This is a genomic window from Anaerotignum faecicola (genome assembly GCF_003865035.1).
Lineage (GTDB): Bacteria > Bacillota > Clostridia > Lachnospirales > Anaerotignaceae > Anaerotignum_A > Anaerotignum_A faecicola.
The window spans coordinates 259,232-283,783 of record NZ_BHVZ01000002.1; the positions used below are offsets into that span (position 1 = coordinate 259,232).

A 24,552-nucleotide genomic window follows, 5' to 3' on the forward strand; every position below is an offset into this window, starting at 1 on the left:
TTTCAGATTACCAGCCTGCACGGAATTCCATTACAGAATCGGGAATATCTCCATTTACATAATCCCGAATGGAATCCTTCAGAATTGCAAAGCCCTTTTTCAGATTTTCGGGTCTGATGTTCAGAGGGGGCTGTACACGCAGAATATTTTCGGACAGAGAAATAATCAGCAAGCCTCTTTCATACGCTCTGTACAGAATCTTGAATGTCCCGTCGCCATCGGGTACGTCATTGCCGTTTTCGTCCTTCTTTGTCACAACCAGTGCGCAGGACATATCAATGCCCCTTCTGCCCGTGATAACATCGGGGAATGTCGCACGCAGGTCAGCAACACATTCCTCCAGCAGCTTTGTATTATCTGCCAGAATTTTCTGAAATTCGTCAGACTGCAAATAATCAAATGCCGCTACGCCGGCTGCACAGGCAGTCGCATTGCCGCCCAGTGTGAACAGGTGTGCAGGCGCAGGCAGACAATCCATGATTTCTGCTTTTGCCATAAAGCCGCCCAGAGGGAAGCCTGCACCGATGGATTTGCCCATGATGATACCGTCGGGGATGATATCATAATGCTCAATGCCAAAGAATTTGCCGGTACGATAGAAGCCCTGCTGAACCTCCTCGGAAATAAACAGGATACCGTTCTTTTTGCACAGGTCATACAGCTTTTTCATAAAGATAGGATGCCCTGCCAACAGCCCTGCATCGCCCTGCACAGGCTCAATGATGACTGCCGCAACCTCCTCCGCAGGCAGATAGGTTGCAAATGCTCTTTCGATATCTGCGATACATTCCTTCTCGCAGGTTTCATCATCATAGGATACATCATAAAACGGGAAGCAGTAAATATCAGGCAGCATAGGACCCATCTTTGCACGCATACGCGTTGTTACCATGGACATGGAAATAGAACCGTATGTGCTGCCATGATATGCGTTGATAAATGTGATAATCTTGCTTCTGCCGGTGTAAGCTCTTGCAAATTTCACTGCCGCATCATTCGCATCGGAACCGCAGTTGCCGAAAACGATTTTTGCAGGCACACCACCGGGGTAAACAGAAGTCAGCCGTTCCGCATATTCAATGCTCTTTCTGCCGTAGGTATAAGCAATCGTATATTGAGAATAATTGTCCAGCTGTTCCTTTACCGCCGCCGTAATGATGGGATTGCAGCTGCCCAGATTCAGGGAAGATGCACTGGAAAGGAAATCGATATACTGGTTATCATCTTCATCGTAAATAACATCCTGGTCAACCTTTTTGATTACCATAGGATAATAGGACAAATGCTGGGTAGGCGCAAAAACCTTTTTATCTCTTTCCACCCACGCATTACATTTCTCTGTATTCAATGCCATAAATACCACTCCTTACTTTAGGCCAATTCACCAATTTTCTCTTTTGTTTTTTGTTCATGTTTTTTTACAGAAACAACATGAACTAATTATATAACTCCAAAAAAATTTGTCAACCGCTTTTCAGCATTTCACGTTAATTTTTTTTAGCTTTTGAAATTTTGTAAATACCCAATGTCAGAATGGGAATTACATATACAATGAACATTACCCAAGCCAATGTACCGTATCCCTTCGCAATCAGCCCCGTCAGACCAAAGGAAGAAATTGCTGTTGTGCCTACCAGCAAAATAACTGCTACCACAGGTGTGGACCATTTCGGCACCTCCTGCCCTTTGTTTTTAAACGCCTCCGCGATACGGTCAGTGATGGAATAAATCAGACCGGAGCCTGTTTCAATCAGCGTACCAAACAGTACAATCTGGAAAATATAACGCAGCCAAGGCATATTCATCTGTGTCAGAATATAGTCAACCGGCAGCTCCTGCTCGATAATCGTAGGATAGAATCCACACATTGCGATAAAGAGAATGATCCCGGGCAAAATACCAATAAAGCCGGAAAGAACACCGGCAATCGCTGCATCCTTTGGTGTATCACTATGTTTAATGGTATACAAAACCGCAATGATAATCGCAAGATTGTAGAAGGAATACTGGAAACCACCGATTGCCCAATTCCCCGTGACAGGAACGGATGCAATATTGTGACCAATCTGTCCGCTGAAATTTGCGAATACCAGAATCAGGAACAGAATGTATACACCGTATAATACAAAGGACCATAAGGATAAAACCTTTTCAATCAAGGAAGAACCATTCATAACCAATGCAAATACTGCTACAGACATCCCGATAATCCCGATCCATTTGTTCAGCCCAAATAATTCATGCAGAATCGAACCGGCTGAAGCAGATACAACCGCCAATACAATAACAATAAAGCAGATGTAAGCAATTTCAAAAACAACCCAGCCGGGGCCCATCAACTCCTTCATAAAGCTCTTATAATCATATTTTTTGAAAATTTGTGCAAACATGAAGGATATCGCACAGATAAGGGACCACACCAGCAGAGATACGATACACATGCCGAGCAAGCCACCCTTCGGGCCGTACCCCATAAAGTACTCTACCAGTTCACGCCCTGTTCCGTAGCCGCCGGCAATTACGCAAGACTGAAATACAATGCCGGGAACAAAATACTTTTGAAACCTTTTCGATGTTAAAATACTCATAGACCTTCCTCCTATCTTTTCTGTCAGGGGGTTCTTGTGCCTTTTCTGTTGCCTTTTTTCTTTTGTATCCGTCCTCATTAAATTATTTAGCTATATTATATATAGTTTAACGCTTATTGTCAATAAGAACTACTTAAATTTATTTAGAATAATTAAATTTTTATAAATGCTAAAAAAGACACATCTCATTTGAAATGTGTCTCCTGCTTCAAAATTATTTTTTTAATAATAGGCGGGCGAAATTGTTGCCACCGCTTCTACGTCTTCATCCGTAGGATTATACAGCTGATGATACGTCTTTGGCGGCACATAAATACTGTCTCCCTCATTCAGGGTATAAACGGTATCCCCGATATGATATTCCAATGTTCCCTTCAGCACCAGGGTACATTCTCCCGCTTCTTCGTGATATTGCACAATCGTACTGCCCCAGCTTTTCGGGCCAAGGCGCAAACAAATCATCTCCATCTGCGTGCAGATATTCTTATTCCTGCTGTAGGGTGTCGCAAACTGATACTCCATGTTGATATCAGCAAATTGTATTTTTGTGCGCTTATCCTTCCGGATGACAGTCACCTGCTCCTCCTCTTCCTCTGTAAATAAAGAAACCAAGGGGATTTCCAGCACCTCTGCAATCCGCATCAGTACGGAAAGCGACGGACTAATCAGATTACGCTCAATCTGTGAGATATATCCCGGTGTCACCTCTGCCTTTTCTGCCAGCTCTTTTCCGGTAATCCCCTTTTCCGTCCGGATAAATTTTATTTTTTCACCAATCATGTACCTGTCCCCTTTCTGTCCTTCCATTATACTACAAACGCCGATAAACTTTCAACGAAAACCTTTTGTCCTATAAAATATTCTGACCTTGTCTTTTTCCCGTTTTCCTTGTAAGATAGAAAAAAGGAGAAGATTACAATGGAACTGAGAAATATCAAATCATTTATCAAGGTAGCGGAATTTGAAAACTTTTCCAAGGCGGCGGAGGTTCTGGGCTATGCACAATCCACCATCACCCTGCAAATTCAACAGCTGGAGCAGGAATTGGGTGTCAATCTGTTCGACCGCATCGGCAAGCGTGTGCTGCTTTCCGAAAAGGGGCGCGCCTTTCTTTCCTATGCGAATGATATGGTACAGCTGGAAGCGGAAGCAATCGAAACCGTTTCCGAAAATACCACCCCTACAGGCACCCTGCGCATCGGCACGATTGAATCTATCGCCAGCTCCTTTCTGCCCCTGCTTCTGGAAGAATATTTGAAAAAATGTCCGCAGGTGCATCTGGATATTATCATCGGCGTGACGCTGGAATTATATGACCAACTGGAAAAGGGCAATCTCGATATCATTTTCCTTGCCGATCGTCCCGCCTATCACCCTACCCTGAAAACCGTATTTTCTCGCCCGGTTGCCGTTCCTTTTATCGCCTCTGCGGAGCATCCTCTGGCGAATCAAAAAAACGTACCACCTGAGCGGCTGACGGAAGAAACCATCCTTCTGACCGAGAAAAACAACAACTATCGTCAGATTTTCGATGAACTGGCAATCCAGCACGGTGCATCCTTTCATCATACGCAGGAGATTTCCAGCTTTGCCATCATTCTGCATTTCCTGCAAAAAAAGATGGGCATCTCCTTCCTGCCCAAATATGCAACCCTGCCTATCCTGCAAGAAAAAAATCTCGCTCTCTTTACCGTAGCAGGCTTTGATATCAAAATGGATCTGCTTATTTTTTATCACAGGCAGAAATGGGTTACCCCTGCCATGAAATATTTTACGGAAACCGCAGAGGAATTTTTCTCCCCTTCCGCAGAATCCGAGACATAAAAAAATCCGGTCACCTGATATCCTCAAATGACCGGATTTTCCTTCTTTAACATACAACGCTGAAAGGCACATAGCCTGTTCCGTTCATAAATGCACAAACTGCGCACAGCGCAACCACAAAAACGCCCACTGCTACAACTTCTCTTACATATTCCTGTTTTTCTGCTTTTTTCATAGATGATGCCTCCCTTTGTTTTCAATCTTTCTTTGAATCGGAGGTTCCGGAACCCATCTCTTTCTGATAATCTTATCATAGCACAGCTTTCTTTATTTGTAAAATTGATTGTTCCCATAACAACAATCAGTATAGCTGATAAACAAATTCCTTTTAATACACCTTCAAAAGCATCAGCAGAATCGTCATCACAACCATGCTAAAGGGCAGCATCAGCGAATTTAAAACCGCCGCCACCGAACGATTATAGCCGCAGCGTTCCGTATAAATCGGCGCAACACTCAAAATGGGCGAAAAAACAATAATCGCCAGCACCTGCCGATACCGCAGCGGCACAGGCAGGAAATGATAAATCAACAGGGAAAATGTAATTCCCAAAGCCATACGCAGCAGGAAAACACCTGCCATGTCCTTCCTCTCACTGCGGTTAATTTTCGGCTCAAACAAAATCCCGATTAAAAGCATTGCAAGAAAGGAGTTTGCCTGTCCAATCATCCCTGCAACCGTGTAGACGGGCTGTGGCAGATGGATTTGCGCCGCACAAAGCAAAATCATCACCAAATAGGTCACAAACGGCATAGAGGAAAAAAGCGTCCGCAAAATCTCCTTGCCGTTCACGCTCCCCTTGGAAATCACCATCGCAATCGAGAAGGTAATCCCAAAGCACATAATTGCGTTGCCGACATCAAACATGCAGACCAATGCCACCGCATCCGCCGCAAAAAAGCTGGACATATAGGGCAGTGTGCAAAGCCCGATATTAAACCCTGCCGTATTGATGATATAAAACGCCCGATGGGCGGGGGATTTTTTCCGCGTCAGCAGCATCACAACGGCAATCGCAATAAAGTTCACCGCAAAGCCAATGCCAATCGCCATCAGATAGCTTCTGTTCAGTTCCAGCCCTTGAAAGTTCTTGATAATCGCCATCGGCAGTGTAACCTTCAGCACGAGCTTGCTTAAAAAGCCGCTGTCATCCAGAGAAAAAAGCCCGATACGCTTCAGTACAAACCCCAGCGCAATCATAAACAGAAAGCCGCCCGCCTTTATCAATATTTCATCCATAAAACGCCTCCCATTTCCTGCGTATAAAAAAGGGCTTCCATCTATCATAGACGAAAGCCTTTTTTTAAATTCTGTTTTTCGATTACAGAGCTGCCTTTGCTGTTTCTGTCAGCTTTGTGAATGCAGCGGGATCGGATACAGCCAGTTCTGCCAGCATCTTTCTGTTGATGTTTACACCGGCAACCTTCAGACCATGAATCAGCTTGCTGTAGGAAATTTCGTTCATTCTTGCAGCTGCGTTGATTCTTACGATCCACAGGCTTCTGTATTCTCTCTTTGTCTGTTTTCTGCCTGCGAAAGCAAATGCCATTGCCTTCATTACAGACTGTTTTGCTACTCTGTACTGTTTGGATCTGGCACCACGGTAGCCTCTAGCCAGCTTCAGTACTTTTTTATGTTTTTTTCTAGCGTTCAGCGCGCCTTTTACTCTTGCCATTGTAAAGTCCTCCTAATAAATTATACTCGAAAAATAACTGTCCCAAGAATGCTTGATTATGCGTAAGGCAGCAGTGTCTTTTTAACCTTGTTTTCTACTGTTCTGTCTACGGTTGTAGCATGTCTCAGATTTCTTTTTCTCTTTCTGGACTTTTTACCAAGAATGTGCTGTGTGTTGGATTTGTTTCTTTTCAGCTTACCTGTGCCGGTAATTTTGAATCTTTTAGCAGCAGCTTTTTTTGTTTTCAACTTAGGCATTGTATTTTCCTCCTAAAAATGTTTTGTGATAGTTTCCTTCCGCCTTTGCGGATCAGTTCTTTGGTGCAAGGAACATAACCAGGCTCTTGCCCTCCATCTTCGGCTGCTTATCCACCGTGCCGAATTCCTCTGTTGCCTTTGCAAAATCCTCCATGATCTGCATGCCAACCTTGGAATGACCGATTTCACGTCCTCTGAAACGGATGCTGATTTTCACCTTGTCGCCGTCCTTCAAAAATTCGTTTGCTTTTTTGACTTTTACCTGAACATCATGTGTATCGATGCTGGGGGACAAACGCAGTTCCTTTACATCAACAGTTTTCTGCTTCTTTCTGGCTTCTTTTTCTTTCTTTGCCTGATCGAATTTGTATTTACCGTAGTCCATAATGCGGCATACGGGGGGTTTCGCTGTTGGTGCGATCTTTACCAGATCGAGCTTTCTTTCGTCAGCGATTTTCTGGGCTTCTCTGGAAGAAACGATACCAAGCTGTTCGCCGTTTTCGTCAATCAGTCTGATTTCCTTGTCCCTAATTTGTTCGTTAATCATCAATTCAGTAATTGTCAAGCACCTCCCAAATAAACTGTGTCCACAAGCGACCTTTCCAAAAAAGAAAAGCGCCGGAAGAATCCGCCGCACACAGAAAAACAGAGCAACCCTCTGTTTGGATACTGTATTAACCCTATTTGCCCATGCCATAAGGTGAGAAGCGGAACTTCTTCTTTGTTTTACTAAAGCAGTATATCATGTATATCCCCTATTGTCAAATATTTTTTGCCGATTTTACGGGATTTTTAAAAACAGGGTGGGGATTTTTCCCCACCCTTGTTTCTTTTCTTATAAAAATCAATCCAGAACCTTTGTATCGATTTCTTCCTTGATTCTTGCAATGAAATCTGCCAGAGCAACCTGACCTTCCTCGCCGTTCTTTCTGGAACGCAGGGAAACCATGTTTGCTTCCTGATCCTTTTCCCCCACAACGATGATGTAAGGTACTCTTTCGTTTCTTGCCTCTCTGATTTTGTAGCCAATCTTTTCTGCGCGGTTGTCTGTTTCCACACGAATACCTGCTGCATCCAGTGCATCCTCTACACTCTTTGCGTAGTCTGCAAATTTTTCGGAAATCGGCAGCACCTTAACCTGAACAGGAGACAGCCATACGGGGAACTGACCTGCGAAATGCTCAATCAGAATACCGATGAAACGCTCAATAGAGCCGAAGCATACGCGGTGAATCATAACAGGGCGTTTCTTTGTGCCGTCTGCTGCTGTGTATTCCAGCTCAAAGCGTTCGGGCATCTGCATATCCAGCTGAATTGTACCGCACTGCCATGTTCTGCCGATGGAGTCCTCCAGATGGAAGTCAATCTTAGGGCCGTAGAATGCACCATCGCCTTCATTGATGGTATATTCAATGCCGTTTTCATCCAGTGCGTTCTGCAGACCTGCTGTTGCAATTTCCCAAGCCTCGTCAGAGCCCATGCTGTCTTCGGGTCTTGTGGACAATTCAATGTGATATTTAAAGCCGAACAGCTTATATACACCGTCAATCAGGCTGATTACGCCGGAAATTTCATCCTTAATCTGTTCTTCTGTCATGAAGATATGTGCGTCATCCTGGTTGAAGCAGCGAACACGCATCAAGCCATGCAGTGCGCCGCTCTTTTCGTGTCTGTGTACCAGACCGATTTCAGCCACACGCATAGGCAAATCTCTGTAGGAGTGCATATCCTGCTTATAAACCAGCATCCCGCCGGGGCAGTTCATGGGTTTTACCGCATAATCCTCGCCGTCGATGACTGTTGTATACATGTTATCTTTGTAGTGTTCCCAGTGACCGGATCTGTACCAAAGCTCTCTGTTCAGAATGATGGGTGTGGAAATTTCCACATAGCCTGCTTTTTTGTGGATTTCTCTCCAGTAATCCAGCAGTGTGTTCTTCAGCACCATGCCCTTAGGCAGGAAGAAGGGGAAGCCGGGGCCTTCATCCAACAGTGCAAACAGCTTCAGTTCCTTGCCCAGCTTTCTGTGGTCACGCTTCTTTGCTTCCTCCATCATTGTCAGATATGCGTCCAGTTCGGATGCCTTGGGGTAAGCAGTACCGTAAATTCTGGAAAGCATTTTGTTCTTTTCGGAGCCTCTCCAGTAAGCGCCTGCAACAGAGGTCAGCTTGATTGCCTTTACTGTCTTTGTGCTCATCAGGTGAGGGCCTGCGCACAGGTCTGTGAAGTCCCCCTGTTTATAGAAGGAAATAACTGCATCCTCAGGCAAATCCTGAATCAGCTCTACCTTGTAGGGTTCTTCTCTTTCTTCCATATATTTGATTGCTTCTGCTCTGGGCAGCTCAAATCTTTCGATAGGAATATCTTCCTTCGCAATCTTCTTCATTTCAACTTCCAGTGCTTCCAGCTCTTCCTGTGTGAAGGCCTTTTCTCTGTCGAAGTCATAATAGAAGCCGTCTGCAATGGCAGGGCCGATTGCAATCTTTGCTTCGGGATACAGACGCTTTACTGCCTGTGCCAGAATATGAGATGCTGTGTGGCGGAATGCCATTTTCCCTGCTTCATCCTCAAATGTGCAAATAGAAACCTCTGCATCCTTATCCACAACAAAACGTAAATCCTTTACTTCGCCGTCAACGATACCTGCGCAGGCATTTCTTGCCAGACCCTCGCTGATGGATTTTGCAATCTCCAGAACGGAAACCGCATTGTCAAACTCTTTTACTACGCCGTCTTTCAGTGTAATCTTCATTGCTATCTCTCCTTTTTAGAACATTTTTCCTTGAAAGAGAATTTTGGGCAAAAGAAAAAGCCCATCATCCACTTTCCTCTACGAAAAGGGACGAGAGCATCTACTCCCGCGGTTCCACCCTAATTGTTCTGATTAAACCACTCATTTCCGACGATAACGGAGTCACCGGGCTGTATTAAAGCCGCTCAGAGGTGGTTTTCGTTCTCTTTCCAAAGCAGGATGCTCCCAGCAAAATACATCCCTCTCTGTGGCATTCGGAAAGGACTACTGTCCTCATCAACGCATTTACCATATCTTGTGTCTTCCACAAGAATCATTATAGCATGCAGAATCATTCTGTCAACAGTTTTTCGCAAATTTATTTACAAATGTCCGTTTTCGGTGTACATCAGAACCATTTCTTGCGCTTGAAAAAGATGATAATGCCCGCAATGCAGGCAACAGAAAGCAGGCATACGAAAAAATATCCGTATCGCCACGCATATTCCGGCATTTCAAAATTCATCCCGTACCATCCTACGATTAACGTCAGCGGCAAAAAAATCGTTGTCACAACCGTAAAAATCTTCATTGTTGTGTTCAGGCTGATGTCAACCTCCGCCTCATAGCTTTCTCTTACCTGCGTCACATATTCCCGCAGGTTCAGTACGTTCTGAAACCGCCGCTCCGTTCTTCTGTAAAGCATTTTAAAGGAGCGCAGGGTTTTCCCGTCAAAAATCCCGTTCTCGTTCTCCACCAGAATATCCAGTACATTCAGAAACTGCTCGTAATATTTTTTCAGCACCATCAGCCGTTTGCGCAGGCTGATGATCTCCGAAACACAATCCCGCTTCTCCGTTGCAATGAGTGCCTGCTCCAAGTCCATAATCTCTTTTTCAATGCTGTCAAAAATAATATCATCCTTCTTCGTCTGTAATTCAAAAAACGAATAAATCACGCGGTTCAGCGTCACCCTTTCGCCCAGTCCCTCCAGACATTCCTCCAGCAGTGCCGTCACAATATCCATTTTAGAGGTAAAGAAAAAGGCCTTCCCCTTTTCCAGATACAGAATGACACTGCCGATGCTCAGCAGGATATTCTCAAAATCAAGCATTTCCAGGCTCACGCAGTCAAAATTCTCAAAGGAGTCATATCTGGCATAGCTGAACCGTCTTGCCTCCTCCAGAATTTCCGCAGAAATCCCCCATTTTTTGCCACAGGCAAGCATTTTTTCATAAGGGAAAATGCCAAGCAGACCTTCCTCCTGCCCTGTCGGCTCTGCAATCCTCTGCCATCCGCCGCTTTTGATGCTGTAGTACATCTGCTTAACCTCCCCTCTGCCTTCTCTGTTTCCATCCTTCCCTGCATCCCTCTTTGTATGCAGAAAACCCTGCATCCGTCTTTTTTATGATAATTCGTTTTTCGCCTTTTGTCAATTTTTTAGCCGGACCCTTATCCCAGACGCACGATATCCTCAATCGCAAGCGAACAGACCGTACCGCGCGCCTCTGTTTTCATGCCATGGTTTCTGTTGATTGCCTCCATGATGTCCTTGCGCTTCGCAGCAGATGAAACAATCGCGATAACCTCCTTCTCCTGCTGTACCGTAATTCCGTAAAATTCCTCAACGCTTTCACTGCCTGCCCAGCGTGCATGAATAATCGTGCCGCCGCGCGCGCCTGCCTTTCTCGCAGTTTCCATCACTTCCTCCGTAAAGCCCTGATTCACCGTCACCAGAATCATGCTGTTTTCCATGCCTTCCTCCGTCATCGTATCCACCCTCCCCACTTCGTTCTGCACATTCATCTGTATTGCCAGCGCCGTTACATGCGCCATAGCCGTCAGCTTCATATCAAATACAATCCCACGGGAACGCGCCGCGCCGCGCAGCTCGTTATTCAAGTCTCGCATCACGCGGTTCACCATCGTTCCCCTGCCAACTGTAAATATAACATCCTTTTCCACGCCGTCTAAGCCGAGTAAATCTCTGATTTCAGAGGTCGCTGTTCCCTTTCCTGCGCACTGCAAATGGTGTGTCAGCCTTTGCCCGTTGAATAATTCAATCATATTTCTGCCCTGTCCACGCTCCACAATGGAAACAATCAGCTTCATCGGCTCTATTTTCAAATCCTTCATTTTTCCACCCCATTTCAGTCAAAATACAGAATGTCGTCCTCCAGCTGGTGCATCTGCACCTCGATATACCGCCGTTTTGCCTTCTCCTTCATCTGCGTGATAAAGCCCATCATCTGAATCGTAATCAGTGGTGTCATGGCTACCATCGCAACAATGCCAAACGCATCCGTCATCACATTGCCGCCCAGAGCCTCGCACGCCCCCATTGCAAAGGGCAATAAAAACGTAGCCGTCATCGGGCCGGAGGCAACGCCACCACTGTCGTATGCAATCCCCGTAAAAATCGGAGAAACGTAGCGTGTCAGCACCAGTGCGAACACATACCCCGGAATTAAGAACCAGAGAACCGAAATCCCCGTCAAAATCCGCAGCATCGCAATCCCGACAGAAATACATACCCCGACAGAAAGTGCCGTCTGCATCATTTTCGCCGTCACAAAGCCGTTGGAAATTTCCTCTACCTGCTTGGTCAGCACATGAACCGCAGGCTCTGCCGCAACAATGAAATACCCAATCACCATCCCAATGGGAATCAACAGCCACGCATACCCACAGTCCGCAATCCCTGCGCCGATAATCTGCCCAACCGGCATAAAGCCGACATTTACGCCGCAAAGAAACATTGCCAGACCGATATATGTAAACAAAAACCCAAAGCCAACACGCATCAGCTGATGCCTTTTATACCGCCGAAACAGTATCTGAAACATCGCAAATGCTGCCGCAATGGGAATCAGTGCCACTGCAACCTCCTTGAAATATTCGGGAATCGCATGCGTAAACAGCAGCGCCACATCCCTCGTTGTTTCCACCGCAGGCACCTCTGTCGGGCTGTATAACGCCTGATCAGGTTCATAAAAAATCCCCAACAGCAGCACCGCCAGAATCGGGCCGATGGAACAGAGCGAAATCAGACCAAAGCTGTCCTCTCTCGATTTTTTGTCGCTTCGCAGTGTTGCCAGACCAATCCCCAGTGCCATAATAAACGGTACCGTCACAGGCCCCGTTGTCACGCCGCCGCTATCAAAGGAAACGGGAATAAAGGAATCCGGTGCCAGAAATGCCAGAAGAAATACCAAAGGATAAAATACCCAAAGCATCTTCGCCAGAGGAATATGAAAAAAGATACGAATCTGCGCGATCATCAGGAATAGCCCAACCCCTGCCGCAACAGAGAGAATCAGAATTTTATTCGGAATCGCAGGCACCTGCTCCGCCAGAACCTGCAAATCCGGTTCTGCAATCGTAATCAGCATCCCCAGAATCAAACAAACCAATAATGGGCCACCTATATTTTTTGTACGGCTCATCTCCATACCAATGCCCTCGCCCATCGGCATCATGGACATATCCGCCCCCATCGTAAAAAAGCCCATGCCGATAATCAGCATCACCGCTCCGAATAAAAACAGCACCAATGCCCCTGAGGATAACGGCAAAAGCGTAATGCTCAGAATAAAAACAATTGCCGTTAATGGCAGTACGGAAGCCAGCGACTCCATAATTTTTTCTTTCAAACGAATATTTTCTAACAGAAAAATTCCTCCTTTCCGCGTCTTTCAGGAAATACCTGATTTTCCTAGTGTATTACTTTCAATTTTATCATCTCGGACTTTTCCGTGTCAATCCGTGTTAAGACTTCTTAACATAAAACATTCAGTTACTGCACTTTTGTTCATCCCTTGTTCATATTTCATATAAAAAAGCCTTTCCGCAGAAAGGCTCAGACTGTAGACAAAATAATTTTTGAGGTAGCGGAAGGGCTTGGGAAACAAACTGTTCATTACTTTGCTACGCAAAGCAGGCTTCGCCTGCCTCCCCTTCTTGGGCGGTAAGTAGTTTCCCAAATGGAATCCGCAGTCGGAATTCACTTCCGACGAGGAAAACAGTAATGCACGGGGAAGATATACCCCGCCGCCGTAGGCGGCTTTGCGAAGCAAAGTGCTGACAAGGTTTCAAGGCTTTTAAGCTGATGGAACTCGTCTGTTTATTCCTCTGTTTCAACAAGTCGAAAACCTGTTTTCGACTTAGGGTGTCGACTTATCTTTTTATAATCCCCAATTCCACATCTTCCTTTCCGTCTGTCCCCGTAATCGCCTTCCGAACCACTGCATAGCCGTCCAGAAATGCGTCCACTCCGTCAAACGTATCTGCAATGCACTGCTTGCCGCTTTCGTCAATATAAAACCGCTTGTGCGTCACCCAATCATACGCCACCGCAATGCCGTCAACCGCATCCAGCAGCGCAATCTCTGTCAGGTTCAGCTTCTCGCCCTTTTGGTTATAATATGGGCAACCGGTCATATCGTCCCCGTAGCCCCAGTCTGCAAGTGGCACCTGAATTACCACACTACTGTTCTCCCATGCCTGTATCACAGGCAGTCCCTCTGTGATAAACTGCACCTTTTTGCCGCTCTTGTCAATCAGCCACGTTTTCCCGTTCTTCTCCGTCACAAAGGCTTTGCCGTCCGTAAAATCTCCTGCCCATGCGTACTGCGGCGTAAGCATTTCCTTGCCCGTCTTGTCGATGTAGCCCCAGCCATCCGCCGTCTGCACTGCCGCCACGCCGTCATGGAAATCTCTGCTCTCTATATATTTGGGAGAAACAACCTCGTTTCCGTCCCTGTCAATAAAGCCATACCGCGGCACAGGCTTTCCTCCTGTTTCCTCATAAATTGCCACCTCAGCCATTCCTTCAGAGAAAATCCATACCGTGTCATAAAGAAACGGTGTGATTTCATTCCCCTGCAAATCCAGGAAGCCCATTTTATCCCGATTCGATACCCTGACATGTCCTTCCGAAACCTGATAAATCGAATATTCCGCAGTTCTGAATTGCTCCTTTCCGTTTCTGTCAATCAGAGCAGTCTCTCCGTTTTCATATTCTACCCTTAAATAGCCTTCTCCTGCATTGCCCAGATACTCGATTCCGTCCTTCTCATAGGATAACAGCCGTTCCCCCTTGCTGTCCAGAAGGTAATAGGATTTTATCCGTCCTCTTTCTTCTTTCATTGCAATAAAATATCCATCCCCGATATTCTCAATTTCATCGTATTCACTGCTCAAAGGCATGGTATAGCTCGCCTTTCTCCCCTCGCCCGTCATTCTCGGCGCATCCGCAGGAATCTCAATCACCTTGCTGTCATCCAGAAGCTGCACCGTTGCCGTTTTCTCCTCCGCGTCCCAGATGATATCCGTATCTGCCACCGTATAGCCGCAGCCATTCAGAATATTTTTCCAGTTCCGCAGTGGCACAAAAATCCGCCCGTCCCGAATGTCCATCCTTCCGCTTACTTCGATCGGCTCTCCGTTCACCGTAATGCTGTTCTTCTCGATGTCGCAGGCAACCGTATTCCCGCGCAGCATCATCCATGCCAGCTTCGTTTCCTTTTCCCAGTGCATCGTACCGTTGTCAATCGAGGTCAGAAAGGCACGCAGCGGCAGCATCGCATAGCCATCCTTGATATAAATTGCCGCATCCAGCGGAATCCTGCTCCGGTTTCGATAAAGCTCCTTTGTGCCAACCTTCGCGGTAAATGTAATCTGCTCCGCCTCTCCAATCGTTTCCGCCTGCGCAGGCACCGTCCCTGCCAGCATCAGCAGACTCATCGCCAGACATACTTTTTTCTTCATTCGGAACGCCTCCCTTTTGCCTTTAATTTGTATGACAAGTTTCTGCTTTTATCATAGCAGAAAGACATTCTTCCTTCAACCACAGCACGCCATTCTTAAGAAAGCCGTAAGAAAGTTGTTAGCATCCTGTAACATACAAGCATCCTATAACACAAAAAAGCACTACCCGAATTTTTCTCGGATAGTGCCTATTTTCAAATCTTATCTGATTCTGGGAGGAAAGCCAACCTTTTTCTGCACCTTCGTCAGTGTTCTGTCCGCCAGACGGCTTGCCTTTTCCGCGCCGCTCTTAATAATCGCATCCAGATAATCCTTGTTTGCCTCCAGCTCCTTCACGCGCTTCTGCACAGGCTCCAGCTCTGCAACAACCGCCTCACCGACCGCCGTTTTAAACGTACCATAGCCCGCACCCGCAAACTCCTTTTCCGCCTCGGCAATCGTTTTGCCTGTCACCGCACAGTAAATGCTCAGCAGGTTGGAAATGCCGGGCTTTTCTTCCGCAAAGCGTACCTCTGTATCAGAATCCGTCATCGCACGTTTCATCTTATTCATAATCACCTTGGGGTCATCCATCAAGGTGATGATATTGTTCTGATTTTCGTCAGATTTGGACATTTTTTTAGTAGGCTCCTGCAATGCCATCACACGCGCGCCAACCTTGCCGATATACGCATCCGGCACCTTGAATACATCCCCGTATATGCCATTGAACCGCTGCGCGATATCTCTCGTCAGCTCCAGATGCTGTCTCTGGTCTTCCCCAACAGGAACCAGATCCGTCTGATACAGCAGAATATCCGCCGCCATCAAAGAGGGATAGGTAAACAGACCTGCGTTGATGTTGTCCGCATGCTTTGCGCATTTATCCTTAAACTGCGTCATTCTGTTCAGCTCACCCATATAGGTGTAGCAGTTCAGAATCCAAGCCAGCTCTGCATGCTGTGGCACATGAGACTGATAATAAATGATATTCTTTTCAGGGTCTAAGCCAACCGCCAGATACTGCACCAGCAAATCTTTTGCCTGCTTGCGCAGCTTCACAGGGTCCTGACGCACCGTAATTGCGTGCATATCCACGATGCAGTATAAGCAGTCATATTCATCCTGCAGCTTTGTCCAGTTTTTCAGTGCCCCCAGATAGTTGCCCAGTGTAATCACACCGGAGGGCTGCATACCGCTGAAAATACGTTTTTTCTGTTCCATTTTCTAACACTCCTTGCTTCGTTTTATTTCTTTTCTTCAAAATCGGCATCAATGGTGTCCGGCTCTTCGGGAATGATAAATGCGCAGGCAATATAAGCCGCCACGCCAAGGAACAGGCTCATCAATGTCCCCAGTACCCAAAGCAGACGCACAATAACGGGATCAATCGCAAAATAGTCTGCCATGCCGCCGCATACGCCTGAAATTTTTTTATCTGTTTTGGAACGATATAATCTTTTCGTCATATTAAAATTCCTCCTCATCATCTTCTTCATTTTTCAACAGCCCATTCGCAAAAAACTGAAATGGGTTCCGTTTTCCCCTATGATGATATGGTCAAGCACCCTAACACCCAGAGAATCCAGTATTTTTTTAAGTGAAACAGTCAGTGTCAGGTCTGCATTGGATGGTGTCACCCTGCCGCCGGGATGGTTATGACAGAAAATCACGCCTGCACTTTTATACCGCAGCGCAACCTCTACCGCCTGCCGATTGGAAACAAATACACTGCCAACCGTGCCCTCCGCCAGCTTTGCCACATGAATCACCCTTCTGCGGCTGTCCGTGCAGATTATGTAAAATCTCTCTGTGCTGTAATGGCTGAGCAGCTGTCTGCAATACTCCACGCAGCGTGTAATCGAGGTCAACTCCGGCTTGCTGCCAAGCTTTTCCCTTTCATATCTGCGAATCACCTCATGCAGCTGTGTCAGAAAAACCGCACTTTTCAGCCCAACGCCCTCTGTCTTTGCAATTTCATGCGCATCGCTTTCCAGCAAATTGGAAAGGGAGCCGAATTCCTTTAGCAGCAGATGTGCAACGGGGTTTGTGTCCCCTCTGGGAATACAGCCATATAGGAGCATTTCCAGAAGCTCATGGTCGGCAAAGCCATCCGGACCTTCCTGCAAATAGCGGGAACGCATCCGATCCCTGTGCCCGCCGTGTATATTTTCCATCTTCACACCTTCTCCTCCATAAAGTGAATCATTTCCGGCAGACCGCCGCTATAAATCACTTGCAGAAGGGAGTCCAGATTTCGCAATGCCAGCTTGATTTCTCTCTCGGTAATGCTGCCGTCCTCCAGCGCATCAGAAAGCTCACCCAAATCAACCACCTCAACCGCACCGTCTGGATGAATAATCACATCCGCCAGCAGGTCTGTAAAAATATACGCATTTTCAGCCTTCAAGTATGCTGTTTCTATAATATCACAATAATAATAAACAAGTTCTTTCTTTTTGTTTAAGAATTTACTAATTTTCCAACCCTTATCCATGTAATAGCAGGAAATGCCATGGCTGAATTTTGCCTTCGGATGCAGCACATCCCATTCGGTAATCATAATATTTCCCTCATGATACACAATGCGGTCATCCTTCAACTCCACGATTTCATCGGGTATAAATCTTTTTCTATAAAGCTTCGGCATACCTTCACCCTTTTCCTGCCTTCCCAAACCAATGATTACTGCTTCTTATTATAAAGAATTATGCAGGAAATTACAACCGGAAAACAATATAAAAAAGACTCCTACCTTTTCAGGTAGGAGCCGAATTTTTATGAATCAAAACGAAGTTGTCCAATAATTAAATTATTTGCCTTCCTTCATTTCCTTCAGACCCATCAGACCGTCTGCAAACAGTTTTGCATCCATCAGAGTGATGCTGCCGTCAGCGTTTCTGTCGATGATAGGTTCAAATTCCATCTGATCCAGAATCTGAGTCTGCAGATCGATACCGGGTGCGATTTCTGTCAGGTGCAGACCATCTTCCTTCAGAACGAATACACATCTTTCTGTGATGTACATTACGTGCTGACCATTCTTGTTTGCGATATCGCCGTTGAATGTAACCTGTTCTACAGATTTAACGAACTTCTTGTTCTTACCTTCCTGTGCGATAACAACCTTGCCGTCTTCAACCTTAACCTTCAGACCGCCTGCTGTAAATGTACCGCAGAAGAATACCTTAGGTGTGCACTGTGTAATGTTGATGAAACCACCACAGCCGGCAATTCTGGGGCCAAATCTGGAAACGTTGATGGAGCCGTGAGGGTCACATTCAGCCAGACCCAGATAGCACAGATCCAGACCGCCGCCATCATAGAAGTCGAACTGATAGCCCTGATCCAGCAGTGCGTCTGCGTTGTAAGCAGAACCGAATCTGATGCCGCCTGCGGGTACACCACCAACAGCGCCGCCTTCTACTGTCAGAGTCATGAAGTCGCCGATACCTTCTTCGTTCGCTACAGATGCAACATATTCAGGAGCACCTACGCCCAGGTTAACTGCAACGTCTTTTTCCAGTTCTACAGCGCCACGACGACCGATGATCTTCTTTGCGCTCAGAGGCAGGGGTTCGGGAGCAACGTCGGGGTTTCTCATTTCGCCGGACAGAGCGGGATCGTAATCACAATCCAGTGTCTGCTGGTGATCCTTAGGGTCAGCAACTACTACATAGTCAACATAGATGCCGGGAACCTTAACCAGACGAGGATCCAGTGTGCCTGCTTTAACCAGTTTTTCTACCTGAACTACAACGATACCGCCGCTGTTTTTAACAGCCTGGCATACGGATGTGCCTTCCAGAGGAGAAACTTCCTTTTCAAAGGAGATGTTACCGGATTCATCAGCGTATGTACCTCTGATCAGAGCAACGTTGATGGGGAATGCGGGGTAGAACAGATAGTCCTGACCCTTGATGTTAACCAGCTCGATGATGTCTTCCTTGGTTACATCGTTTACTTTACCGCCGCCGTTTCTGGGGTCGATAAATGTACCCAGACCTACCTTTGTGAAGCAGCCGGGTCTATGTGCAGCGATATCTCTGAACAGGTGGCAAAGAGCACCCTGAGATACGTTGTAAGCTTCCATCTTATTTTCCAGAGCCATTTTCTGCAGAGCGGGTACTGTTGCCCAGTGACCTGCAATATATCTTTTCAGCAGACCTTCGTGTGCAAAGTGTTCTGCACCACGACCGTCTTTGTTACCCTGAGAACCGCAGTAAACATAAGTAATATCTCTGGGTTCGCCTGTTGCCAGGAATCTTTCTTCTACAGCTCTGTCCAGAGCTTCGGGGATAGCGGATGCTACGAAACCACTTGTTGTAACGGTATCGCCGTTTTTAATCAATGCAGCAGCTTCAGCAGCAGTAATAACTTTTACCTGTCTAGCCATTCTGTTAGACCTCCTATTAAAAAATTTGTAATTCTTAAAATATTACATGAACAAGAACAGGGGTAGTCACCTACCCCTGTTTATTTACATTTCCATCAAAGCAAATGCGGTAGGAAAATTACAGCATTTCTACGAAGGACTGCAGTCTTGTCTTAACCTGTTCGAAGGATGTCAGTTCCTGATCTACTTCAAACATCAGGTTCTTGATACCTTTTTCTTCGAATTCTCTGTACATTACAGGGTAATCCCATTCTTCGGGGTCACAGAATTTCATCATAGCAATGATAACTGCGTCTGCGCCTGTAGCAGCAACCTTGTTCATCAGCATCTTGCCACGGCCTTTCTTTGTATCTGTTGCAACGGAGCAACCATACATCTGCTGCCATGCCTTTGCCATTCTGTACAGAGGGCCTTCTTCGCCGTCCAGAACGTCAACACGAATCTGTCTGGATTCCTGAGCCAGATCGTCATCAACGATAGCCAGCTTGAATTCGTCGAAGATTTCCAGAACCTGGTTGGGCTCCAGCAGGATACCTGTAACAACAACCTTCTTACCATCCCAAGGCTGTACAGGCATAGCTTTGATTTCTTCGATCAGTTCTTTTACCAGAGCTGTGTGTTTTTCTTTCAGCATGAACTGTCTTGCTTTGAATACAGCATGACGGTCAACAGCGCTGATAACCTGAGGGTAGTCAGCTGCTACTTTAACGAATTCACGCATAACTGCTCTGTTTTCGTTGTAGATAGCAATGGAGTTTTCCAGAGCTGCGTTTGTGATCTTAACGCCCAGGTAAGCTTCCAGCTGTTTTTTAACCAGTTCATATTCTGTTACCAGGAACTGATTAGCTGCTTCCAGACCTCTGTTCTGAGGGTGTGTGAATACGATTACCTTGTCAGCGTTAGCGCCTTTCCATTTCTGGGACAGGCATTTCAGTGTATCACAAGGTACAGAGAACAGAACTGCTGCCAGATCATCGTAAGCGCCTTCGCACTGCAGTTCCATGATCTGCTGCATGATGGAACAAGCGAATGCGGGCAGATATGTACGTGCTTTGGAAATCTGTTTGCCCTGTGCGCCCCAGATACCCATAGGCAGGTAACCTGTTGCGTGTACCATTTCTTCGGGAGCGTAGATAGGCATAATACCTACAGCGCCTTTACCTGTTTCAGCTTTATAATCATCCATTGCTTTTTTGGGATTAGCTGCAACTTCTTTCAGTTGGGATAAGATAGCTTCTACTTTACTCATCGTTTTCTCCTCCTCCTATTTTACGCTTCTGCCAGGTTAGCTTCCATCATTTCAACCAGAGCCTGTACACGTGTTTCATACTGTGCTTCGGAGTATACGTTAGGGTCTGTCTGGTCGCCGTCGAAGGAAACGTAAGGTTTGCCGTTTGCTTCTTTGATGATTTCAGCTGTTTCAACGTTCAGGAAGCTCATCAGCTTACAAGATCTGTTCAGATGGTAGATTGTACCGTCGATTTTGCCTTTTTCCATGATGTTCAACAGAACTTCAACCTTGTTGGACAGGCATGTGTTGATGTAGATTCTTGTGTAAGCTTCTGCCATGGAGTGCAGAGATTCGTCGTTTGCATCATAGTGCAGATCCCACAGTGCGGGGTAAGCTGTACCTGTCATGATGGAGCCCAGGTTCTTCATTGTCTTGAATGTGTGACCCAGGTGAGGCCATACTGCGATACCTTCCCACTGGAAACGTGTTTTTTCTGCGCCCTTGAACGCATAAACGCCAGCCTTCAGGTTCTTTTCCAGTTCATCTGCAAATGCCTTGAATGTGATTTCAGCATAGTCCAGAGAACGGCAAGCTACGATCAGTGCCATGTAGTTGAACAGGTCGAAACCATTCAGAGGAGAAGGTTTGTACTGAGCCATGTCAGCGATTCTGTTCCAGTGGTATACGGAACGCTGTGTCTGGTCTTTTACTTCTTTGAATTTCTTCCAGTCAAAAGGTCTGCCGCAGATTACTTCCAGCTGAGAAATAGCGTTTCTGAACTGGTCTGCAATATATGCTTTTGCATATTCAGGAATAGGCATTGTGTGGTTGAAAGGTACATCGATAACGATGCAAGGAATATCCAGCTCTACAGCCAGGTTTTCATACCATTTCAGCAGTGTATTACAAATGTTGTTACATGTGATTACCAGATCGGGCAGAGGAACATCAGCTGCAGGAGAGTTAACCAGTACATCGGGTTTCTTACCTGTGATAGCTGTTTCTTTCAGACATTCCATGTAACCCATGTTTACTCTACCATAAGAACAGCAGTCGATGTTGTAGCCTTTTCTTGCTGCAACGTCCAGCATATCGATAGCACCTTTTCTTGCGCCGATACCTGCTGCGTGTGTTTCGGGGTAAATCATAGCGATACCCATTGTTACGCAGAATTCGGAAGGAGCTACGGATGCGGACCAACAAACAAGGTCGCCTCTTGCTTTAGCTTCTCTTGCGTCCTGGTCAGCTTTGTTCTGATAGTAGCCTAACAATTTCTTTGCTGTCATGCCTTGTGTTAAACTCATTCTAATCCCTCTTTCTTATTATTTTTTTGTTGCCGCTTCGTATGCGAAAAGTGCCGCACCGAGCGCGCCTGTTGTTTGTGGATTGGGCGCCACAATTACATCTGTTTTCAATACGCTAGAGACCGCTCTTACTACGCCTGCATTTTTTGCAACGCCGCCTGTAAAGACAATGTCCTTTTCCAGACCCGCTCTGTATGCAAGGCCGCACGCTCTGCTAGCTACGGACATGTGAACCCCTCTGGCAATGCTCTTTCTGTCAGTGCCTTTGGAGAGCTGAGAAATAACCTCGGATTCAGCGAATACAGTGCAAGTACTGCTGATTGGTGCGGTATCCTCTGCCTGTTCGTCCAGTGTTGCCATTTCATCCAGCGTTGTTTCCAATACTCTGGCCATAACCTCGATGAAACGACCTGTACCTGCTGCGCATTTATCATTCATAAAAAACTGCTTAATACCACCCTTGTTATCCAGTCGGATCGCTTTCGCATCCTGACCGCCGATATCAATGATGGTACGTGCAGTGGGTACCAAATGGTAAATACCTTTTGCATGGCAGCTGATTTCGGACATCTGCTTATCCGCATCCTCCAAGGAAAATCTGCCATAGCCTGTCGCAATGATGAAGTCGATTTCCTCCTCCTTCACACCGCTTTTTTCAAAGGCCATTTCCATAGCCTTCTTGGGACCTGTAGAGCCTGTACCTACCTGTACAACCTCTGCAGCAAGAACATCCTTCCCGTCCTTCAAAATAACTGCCTTTGAAGATGCGGAGCCGATGTCAACACCCATTGTGTACATCTTGTTTTACCTCCTCTGTTTCTATATTTTAACCATGCGATAAAACAATCATGAAACGTTTGGTGCCGCCCGTCGTCCCCGTATTCCCTAAAAGACAGGCTGCACATCGGATGACATTAGAAAAAACCTATATCCTTTCTATTCTTGAATATCGTGAATATAAGTTTTTAATCATTCCAAATACCCTAGGCTATATCCGCCTCTTGTATTTGTTTAGATTATAACATCATTGTTTCCGTATTTCAATAGAAATTGTTAAAAAATTGTTTTTATTTTAGAAAATCCTGCAAAAAAAGAAGAAAAATGCAGAAAATTCGTTTTTTTGTATACAGGATACTTAGTATGCTATCTAATTCCCATGTTTTTTTGAAAAAAAGTGTCGATTTTTGCACAAAATGACTATCTCCAAATGAAAAACCGCCGACAATTCCCATCTCTTTGTCGGTATTTCTTTCTTTCGTACCCTACTAAAAAAGGGGGATTTTTATTCCTACCGGTTCTACAGGGTTTTAAAACGCCTGCCCGAACCCCCTATATTGTTAAATTATATGCAAAAATATTTATTAGTATGTTTGCCTGTCCGTTTTCTTTGCAGAAAAGTTATCCTTTTTTCCTTTCTCTTTTTTAAGTATTTTCTGTGTTTTCCGTTGTTTTCTGCATAAAAAAGGCCCTCCGCCCCTTTTGGAGCGAAAAGCCCTTTCTTTCATTTCTATGAGTTTCTTCTATTATATTCGGAAAATCTTTTCTGAAAAAGGAAAAACACTTCGTATTTTAAATATTTCAGAAAAGAATTTCCTTCTATAACTTATCACTGTATCCGGAAAATCTTTTCCGAAAAAAGAAATCACTTCGTATTTTAAATATTTCAGAAAAGAATTTCCTTCATAGTTATATTTCCTATTTTTTCTTCATTTTCGCCGCAATCTCAAGCAGAAGCATTTCCTCCGTCCGCACCCGAAACGGCGAAATCCCCTGCCGCTCCGCCAGCCTTTCCAGAAGTGCCGTCAGCAGGTCATAATATCCCCCGTCCTTCACCTTTAAATGCTTCGCCAGCTTAGGCAGAATCGTTTCATTCATCTCCCGCAGGGAAGGTGTTTCTTCCTTTATAAAAAGTCTGCACAGCTCCTGCAGCGCAAAATACGCCTCTGTTTCGCTCCATTGCCTGTCGATGTAATATTTCTCCCCTGCCAGACCATATAGCATCCGCAGTCCGTCGAAATATCCTAGCTGCAATAGCCTTCTGCTCTGCGCCGCATCAAACTGCAATACGCCGCCAAGTCTTTCTCTCGGCGCAACTGTAATGATATTCGCATCTTCGGGAATCCGCGTCCGTTTTTCAAAGCCCACGCCGAAAATCCGAATCACGATAATATCCCGATAGCCGCGTTCCAGTAAGCTGCTGATTGGCACAAGATTATGCACACTCCCGTCTACATAATCCTTACCGTCCAGCTTTTTCCGCTGAAATAGCGGCACATACGCACTCGCCAGCAGCATATCCCGCAGCTTGCCTTCCTCCAGCTCGTCCGCATCAATGTCCAGTTCCCTTTTGTCCGTCAGAGAATATGTCACAAGAAACAGCTTTTTCGGCGAGCTTCTGATTTTTTCTTCATCCACCCATTCCGCAATCAGCCTCCGAAGCGGTTCAATATCCAGACCGCCCTCGTGGATGGCTTCCATCGCATCCTTGAAAAGCGTCCGGAAATCCACCTCCGAAAGCTTATGGTCATAAAGCTTCTTCAGCTGCACATCATCCGCATCAAATACCTGCGAAAAGCGAATGTTTTCCCAGAGCCGCAGCGCCTGCTCCAGTTCTCCCATCACCATCATCGCCCCGTTCAGTGCGCCGACAGAGGTGCCTGCCACCGCATCAAAGCGCACACCGGCCTCGTCCAATGCCCTCCAGACACCGACCTCATACGCACCCTTCGCGCCGCCGCCCTCCAAGGCAATGGCGTATGTCTTCGATGTATCCAATCGCAGCTTCATTTCGTCACCT

Annotated in this window: 23 protein-coding genes and 1 other annotated feature; of the genes, 1 reads left to right on the forward strand and 22 read right to left on the reverse strand. The window is 46.0% G+C overall.

Annotated features, from left to right (window positions below; translation table 11 throughout):
• Nucleotides 1-7: 7 nt before the first annotated feature.
• The 3 genes from EJE48_RS07045 to EJE48_RS07055 form a co-directional block, all read right to left on the reverse strand.
• Nucleotides 8-1,354, reverse strand: coding sequence for an aminotransferase class III-fold pyridoxal phosphate-dependent enzyme (locus EJE48_RS07045; protein WP_016408329.1), 1,347 nt, complete (start codon nucleotides 1,352-1,354; stop codon nucleotides 8-10).
• 133 nt (nucleotides 1,355-1,487) lie between these two features.
• The gene (locus EJE48_RS07050; RefSeq protein WP_118579586.1) at nucleotides 1,488-2,588 is read right to left on the reverse strand and encodes a YkvI family membrane protein; all 1,101 of its coding nucleotides are present in this window, start codon (nucleotides 2,586-2,588) and stop codon (nucleotides 1,488-1,490) included.
• A gap of 222 nt (nucleotides 2,589-2,810) precedes the next feature.
• On the reverse strand, nucleotides 2,811-3,368 hold the full coding sequence (locus EJE48_RS07055) for a helix-turn-helix domain-containing protein (protein ID WP_016408327.1): 558 nt from the start codon (nucleotides 3,366-3,368) through the stop codon (nucleotides 2,811-2,813).
• Between the two features lie 138 nt (nucleotides 3,369-3,506).
• On the opposite strand from EJE48_RS07055, the gene EJE48_RS07060 reads away from it, so the two are divergent.
• Entirely contained in the window at nucleotides 3,507-4,412 is a 906-nt protein-coding gene (locus tag EJE48_RS07060) for a LysR family transcriptional regulator (protein WP_118579592.1), read from the forward strand.
• Nucleotides 4,413-4,458: 46 nt separating this feature from the next.
• Here EJE48_RS07060 and EJE48_RS12670 read toward each other — a convergent pair whose 3' ends face one another.
• The 19 genes from EJE48_RS12670 to EJE48_RS07150 all read right to left on the reverse strand — a co-directional run bounded on the left by EJE48_RS12670 (nucleotide 4,459) and on the right by EJE48_RS07150 (nucleotide 24,542).
• Complete coding sequence (locus EJE48_RS12670; protein WP_016408325.1) at nucleotides 4,459-4,587, reverse strand: hypothetical protein; 129 nt, start codon at nucleotides 4,585-4,587, stop codon at nucleotides 4,459-4,461.
• A 153-nt stretch (nucleotides 4,588-4,740) separates the two neighbouring features.
• Nucleotides 4,741-5,652: an AEC family transporter gene (locus EJE48_RS07065; RefSeq protein ID WP_118579595.1), complete on the reverse strand. Its 912-nt coding sequence runs from the start codon at nucleotides 5,650-5,652 to the stop codon at nucleotides 4,741-4,743.
• A gap of 82 nt (nucleotides 5,653-5,734) precedes the next feature.
• Nucleotides 5,735-6,088 carry a 50S ribosomal protein L20 gene (gene rplT / locus EJE48_RS07070; RefSeq protein WP_016408323.1) on the reverse strand — a complete coding sequence of 118 codons (354 nt, stop codon included), beginning with the start codon at nucleotides 6,086-6,088 and terminating at the stop codon, nucleotides 5,735-5,737.
• 56 nt (nucleotides 6,089-6,144) lie between these two features.
• Nucleotides 6,145-6,345, reverse strand: a complete 201-nt coding sequence (gene rpmI / locus EJE48_RS07075) for a 50S ribosomal protein L35 (RefSeq protein ID WP_016408322.1) — start codon at nucleotides 6,343-6,345, stop codon at nucleotides 6,145-6,147.
• A 52-nt stretch (nucleotides 6,346-6,397) separates the two neighbouring features.
• Nucleotides 6,398-6,892 carry a translation initiation factor IF-3 gene (gene infC, locus EJE48_RS07080; RefSeq protein ID WP_118579598.1) on the reverse strand — a complete coding sequence of 165 codons (495 nt, stop codon included), beginning with the start codon at nucleotides 6,890-6,892 and terminating at the stop codon, nucleotides 6,398-6,400.
• A gap of 297 nt (nucleotides 6,893-7,189) precedes the next feature.
• Nucleotides 7,190-9,097: a threonine--tRNA ligase gene (thrS, locus tag EJE48_RS07085; RefSeq protein ID WP_016408320.1), complete on the reverse strand. Its 1,908-nt coding sequence runs from the start codon at nucleotides 9,095-9,097 to the stop codon at nucleotides 7,190-7,192.
• An 83-nt stretch (nucleotides 9,098-9,180) separates the two neighbouring features.
• Nucleotides 9,181-9,386, reverse strand: a binding site (T-box leader).
• Nucleotides 9,387-9,485: 99 nt separating this feature from the next.
• On the reverse strand, nucleotides 9,486-10,397 hold the full coding sequence (locus EJE48_RS07090; RefSeq protein ID WP_160117331.1) for a magnesium transporter CorA family protein: 912 nt from the start codon (nucleotides 10,395-10,397) through the stop codon (nucleotides 9,486-9,488).
• Between the two features lie 131 nt (nucleotides 10,398-10,528).
• Complete coding sequence (locus EJE48_RS07095; protein WP_016408318.1) at nucleotides 10,529-11,212, reverse strand: hypothetical protein; 684 nt, start codon at nucleotides 11,210-11,212, stop codon at nucleotides 10,529-10,531.
• Between the two features lie 14 nt (nucleotides 11,213-11,226).
• Nucleotides 11,227-12,729, reverse strand: a complete 1,503-nt coding sequence (locus tag EJE48_RS07100; RefSeq protein WP_243107982.1) for a DUF1538 domain-containing protein — start codon at nucleotides 12,727-12,729, stop codon at nucleotides 11,227-11,229.
• Between the two features lie 523 nt (nucleotides 12,730-13,252).
• Nucleotides 13,253-14,845, reverse strand: coding sequence for a WG repeat-containing protein (locus EJE48_RS07105; protein ID WP_124984443.1), 1,593 nt, complete (start codon nucleotides 14,843-14,845; stop codon nucleotides 13,253-13,255).
• Between the two features lie 201 nt (nucleotides 14,846-15,046).
• Nucleotides 15,047-16,048, reverse strand: coding sequence for a tryptophan--tRNA ligase (gene trpS, locus EJE48_RS07110; protein WP_124984444.1), 1,002 nt, complete (start codon nucleotides 16,046-16,048; stop codon nucleotides 15,047-15,049).
• 23 nt (nucleotides 16,049-16,071) lie between these two features.
• Nucleotides 16,072-16,293 (reverse strand): PspC domain-containing protein, encoded by a 222-nt coding sequence (locus EJE48_RS07115; RefSeq protein ID WP_016408314.1) that lies wholly within the window; start codon nucleotides 16,291-16,293, stop codon nucleotides 16,072-16,074.
• A gap of 33 nt (nucleotides 16,294-16,326) precedes the next feature.
• A complete protein-coding gene (locus tag EJE48_RS07120) occupies nucleotides 16,327-17,001 on the reverse strand; it encodes a JAB domain-containing protein (RefSeq protein WP_243107985.1) in 675 nt (224 codons plus the stop codon).
• 2 nt (nucleotides 17,002-17,003) lie between these two features.
• Nucleotides 17,004-17,474, reverse strand: a complete 471-nt coding sequence (locus EJE48_RS07125) for a DUF402 domain-containing protein (RefSeq protein ID WP_118579610.1) — start codon at nucleotides 17,472-17,474, stop codon at nucleotides 17,004-17,006.
• A 162-nt stretch (nucleotides 17,475-17,636) separates the two neighbouring features.
• Complete coding sequence (locus EJE48_RS07130) at nucleotides 17,637-19,220, reverse strand: acyl CoA:acetate/3-ketoacid CoA transferase (protein WP_016408311.1); 1,584 nt, start codon at nucleotides 19,218-19,220, stop codon at nucleotides 17,637-17,639.
• 118 nt (nucleotides 19,221-19,338) lie between these two features.
• Nucleotides 19,339-20,469 (reverse strand): 2-hydroxyacyl-CoA dehydratase subunit D, encoded by a 1,131-nt coding sequence (locus EJE48_RS07135; protein WP_118579613.1) that lies wholly within the window; start codon nucleotides 20,467-20,469, stop codon nucleotides 19,339-19,341.
• Between the two features lie 20 nt (nucleotides 20,470-20,489).
• Nucleotides 20,490-21,755, reverse strand: coding sequence for a 2-hydroxyacyl-CoA dehydratase subunit D (locus EJE48_RS07140; protein WP_016408309.1), 1,266 nt, complete (start codon nucleotides 21,753-21,755; stop codon nucleotides 20,490-20,492).
• Nucleotides 21,756-21,773: 18 nt separating this feature from the next.
• On the reverse strand, nucleotides 21,774-22,553 hold the full coding sequence (locus EJE48_RS07145; protein ID WP_016408308.1) for an acyl-CoA dehydratase activase: 780 nt from the start codon (nucleotides 22,551-22,553) through the stop codon (nucleotides 21,774-21,776).
• 897 nt (nucleotides 22,554-23,450) lie between these two features.
• A complete protein-coding gene (locus tag EJE48_RS07150) occupies nucleotides 23,451-24,542 on the reverse strand; it encodes a patatin-like phospholipase family protein (protein ID WP_118579616.1) in 1,092 nt (363 codons plus the stop codon).
• Nucleotides 24,543-24,552: the final 10 nt, after the last annotated feature.

Coding starts and splice junctions, on each gene's coding strand:
- EJE48_RS07090 (WP_160117331.1), bottom strand. CDS start 10,397: ATGTACTACAGCATCAAAAGCGGCGGATGGCAGAGGATTGCAGAGCCG.
- EJE48_RS07105 (WP_124984443.1), bottom strand. CDS start 14,845: ATGAAGAAAAAAGTATGTCTGGCGATGAGTCTGCTGATGCTGGCAGGG.
- EJE48_RS07115 (WP_016408314.1), bottom strand. CDS start 16,293: ATGACGAAAAGATTATATCGTTCCAAAACAGATAAAAAAATTTCAGGC.
- EJE48_RS07135 (WP_118579613.1), bottom strand. CDS start 20,469: ATGAGTAAAGTAGAAGCTATCTTATCCCAACTGAAAGAAGTTGCAGCT.
- EJE48_RS07130 (WP_016408311.1), bottom strand. CDS start 19,220: ATGGCTAGACAGGTAAAAGTTATTACTGCTGCTGAAGCTGCTGCATTG.
- rplT (WP_016408323.1), bottom strand. CDS start 6,088: ATGGCAAGAGTAAAAGGCGCGCTGAACGCTAGAAAAAAACATAAAAAA.
- EJE48_RS07145 (WP_016408308.1), bottom strand. CDS start 22,553: ATGTACACAATGGGTGTTGACATCGGCTCCGCATCTTCAAAGGCAGTT.
- EJE48_RS07065 (WP_118579595.1), bottom strand. CDS start 5,652: ATGGATGAAATATTGATAAAGGCGGGCGGCTTTCTGTTTATGATTGCG.
- EJE48_RS07060 (WP_118579592.1), top strand. CDS start 3,507: ATGGAACTGAGAAATATCAAATCATTTATCAAGGTAGCGGAATTTGAA.
- EJE48_RS07120 (WP_243107985.1), bottom strand. CDS start 17,001: ATGGAAAATATACACGGCGGGCACAGGGATCGGATGCGTTCCCGCTAT.
- EJE48_RS12670 (WP_016408325.1), bottom strand. CDS start 4,587: ATGAAAAAAGCAGAAAAACAGGAATATGTAAGAGAAGTTGTAGCAGTG.
- EJE48_RS07150 (WP_118579616.1), bottom strand. CDS start 24,542: ATGAAGCTGCGATTGGATACATCGAAGACATACGCCATTGCCTTGGAG.
- EJE48_RS07045 (WP_016408329.1), bottom strand. CDS start 1,354: ATGGCATTGAATACAGAGAAATGTAATGCGTGGGTGGAAAGAGATAAA.
- rpmI (WP_016408322.1), bottom strand. CDS start 6,345: ATGCCTAAGTTGAAAACAAAAAAAGCTGCTGCTAAAAGATTCAAAATT.
- EJE48_RS07055 (WP_016408327.1), bottom strand. CDS start 3,368: ATGATTGGTGAAAAAATAAAATTTATCCGGACGGAAAAGGGGATTACC.
- EJE48_RS07095 (WP_016408318.1), bottom strand. CDS start 11,212: ATGAAGGATTTGAAAATAGAGCCGATGAAGCTGATTGTTTCCATTGTG.
- thrS (WP_016408320.1), bottom strand. CDS start 9,097: ATGAAGATTACACTGAAAGACGGCGTAGTAAAAGAGTTTGACAATGCG.
- infC (WP_118579598.1), bottom strand. CDS start 6,892: ATGATTAACGAACAAATTAGGGACAAGGAAATCAGACTGATTGACGAA.
- EJE48_RS07050 (WP_118579586.1), bottom strand. CDS start 2,588: ATGAGTATTTTAACATCGAAAAGGTTTCAAAAGTATTTTGTTCCCGGC.
- trpS (WP_124984444.1), bottom strand. CDS start 16,048: ATGGAACAGAAAAAACGTATTTTCAGCGGTATGCAGCCCTCCGGTGTG.
- EJE48_RS07125 (WP_118579610.1), bottom strand. CDS start 17,474: ATGCCGAAGCTTTATAGAAAAAGATTTATACCCGATGAAATCGTGGAG.
- EJE48_RS07140 (WP_016408309.1), bottom strand. CDS start 21,755: ATGAGTTTAACACAAGGCATGACAGCAAAGAAATTGTTAGGCTACTAT.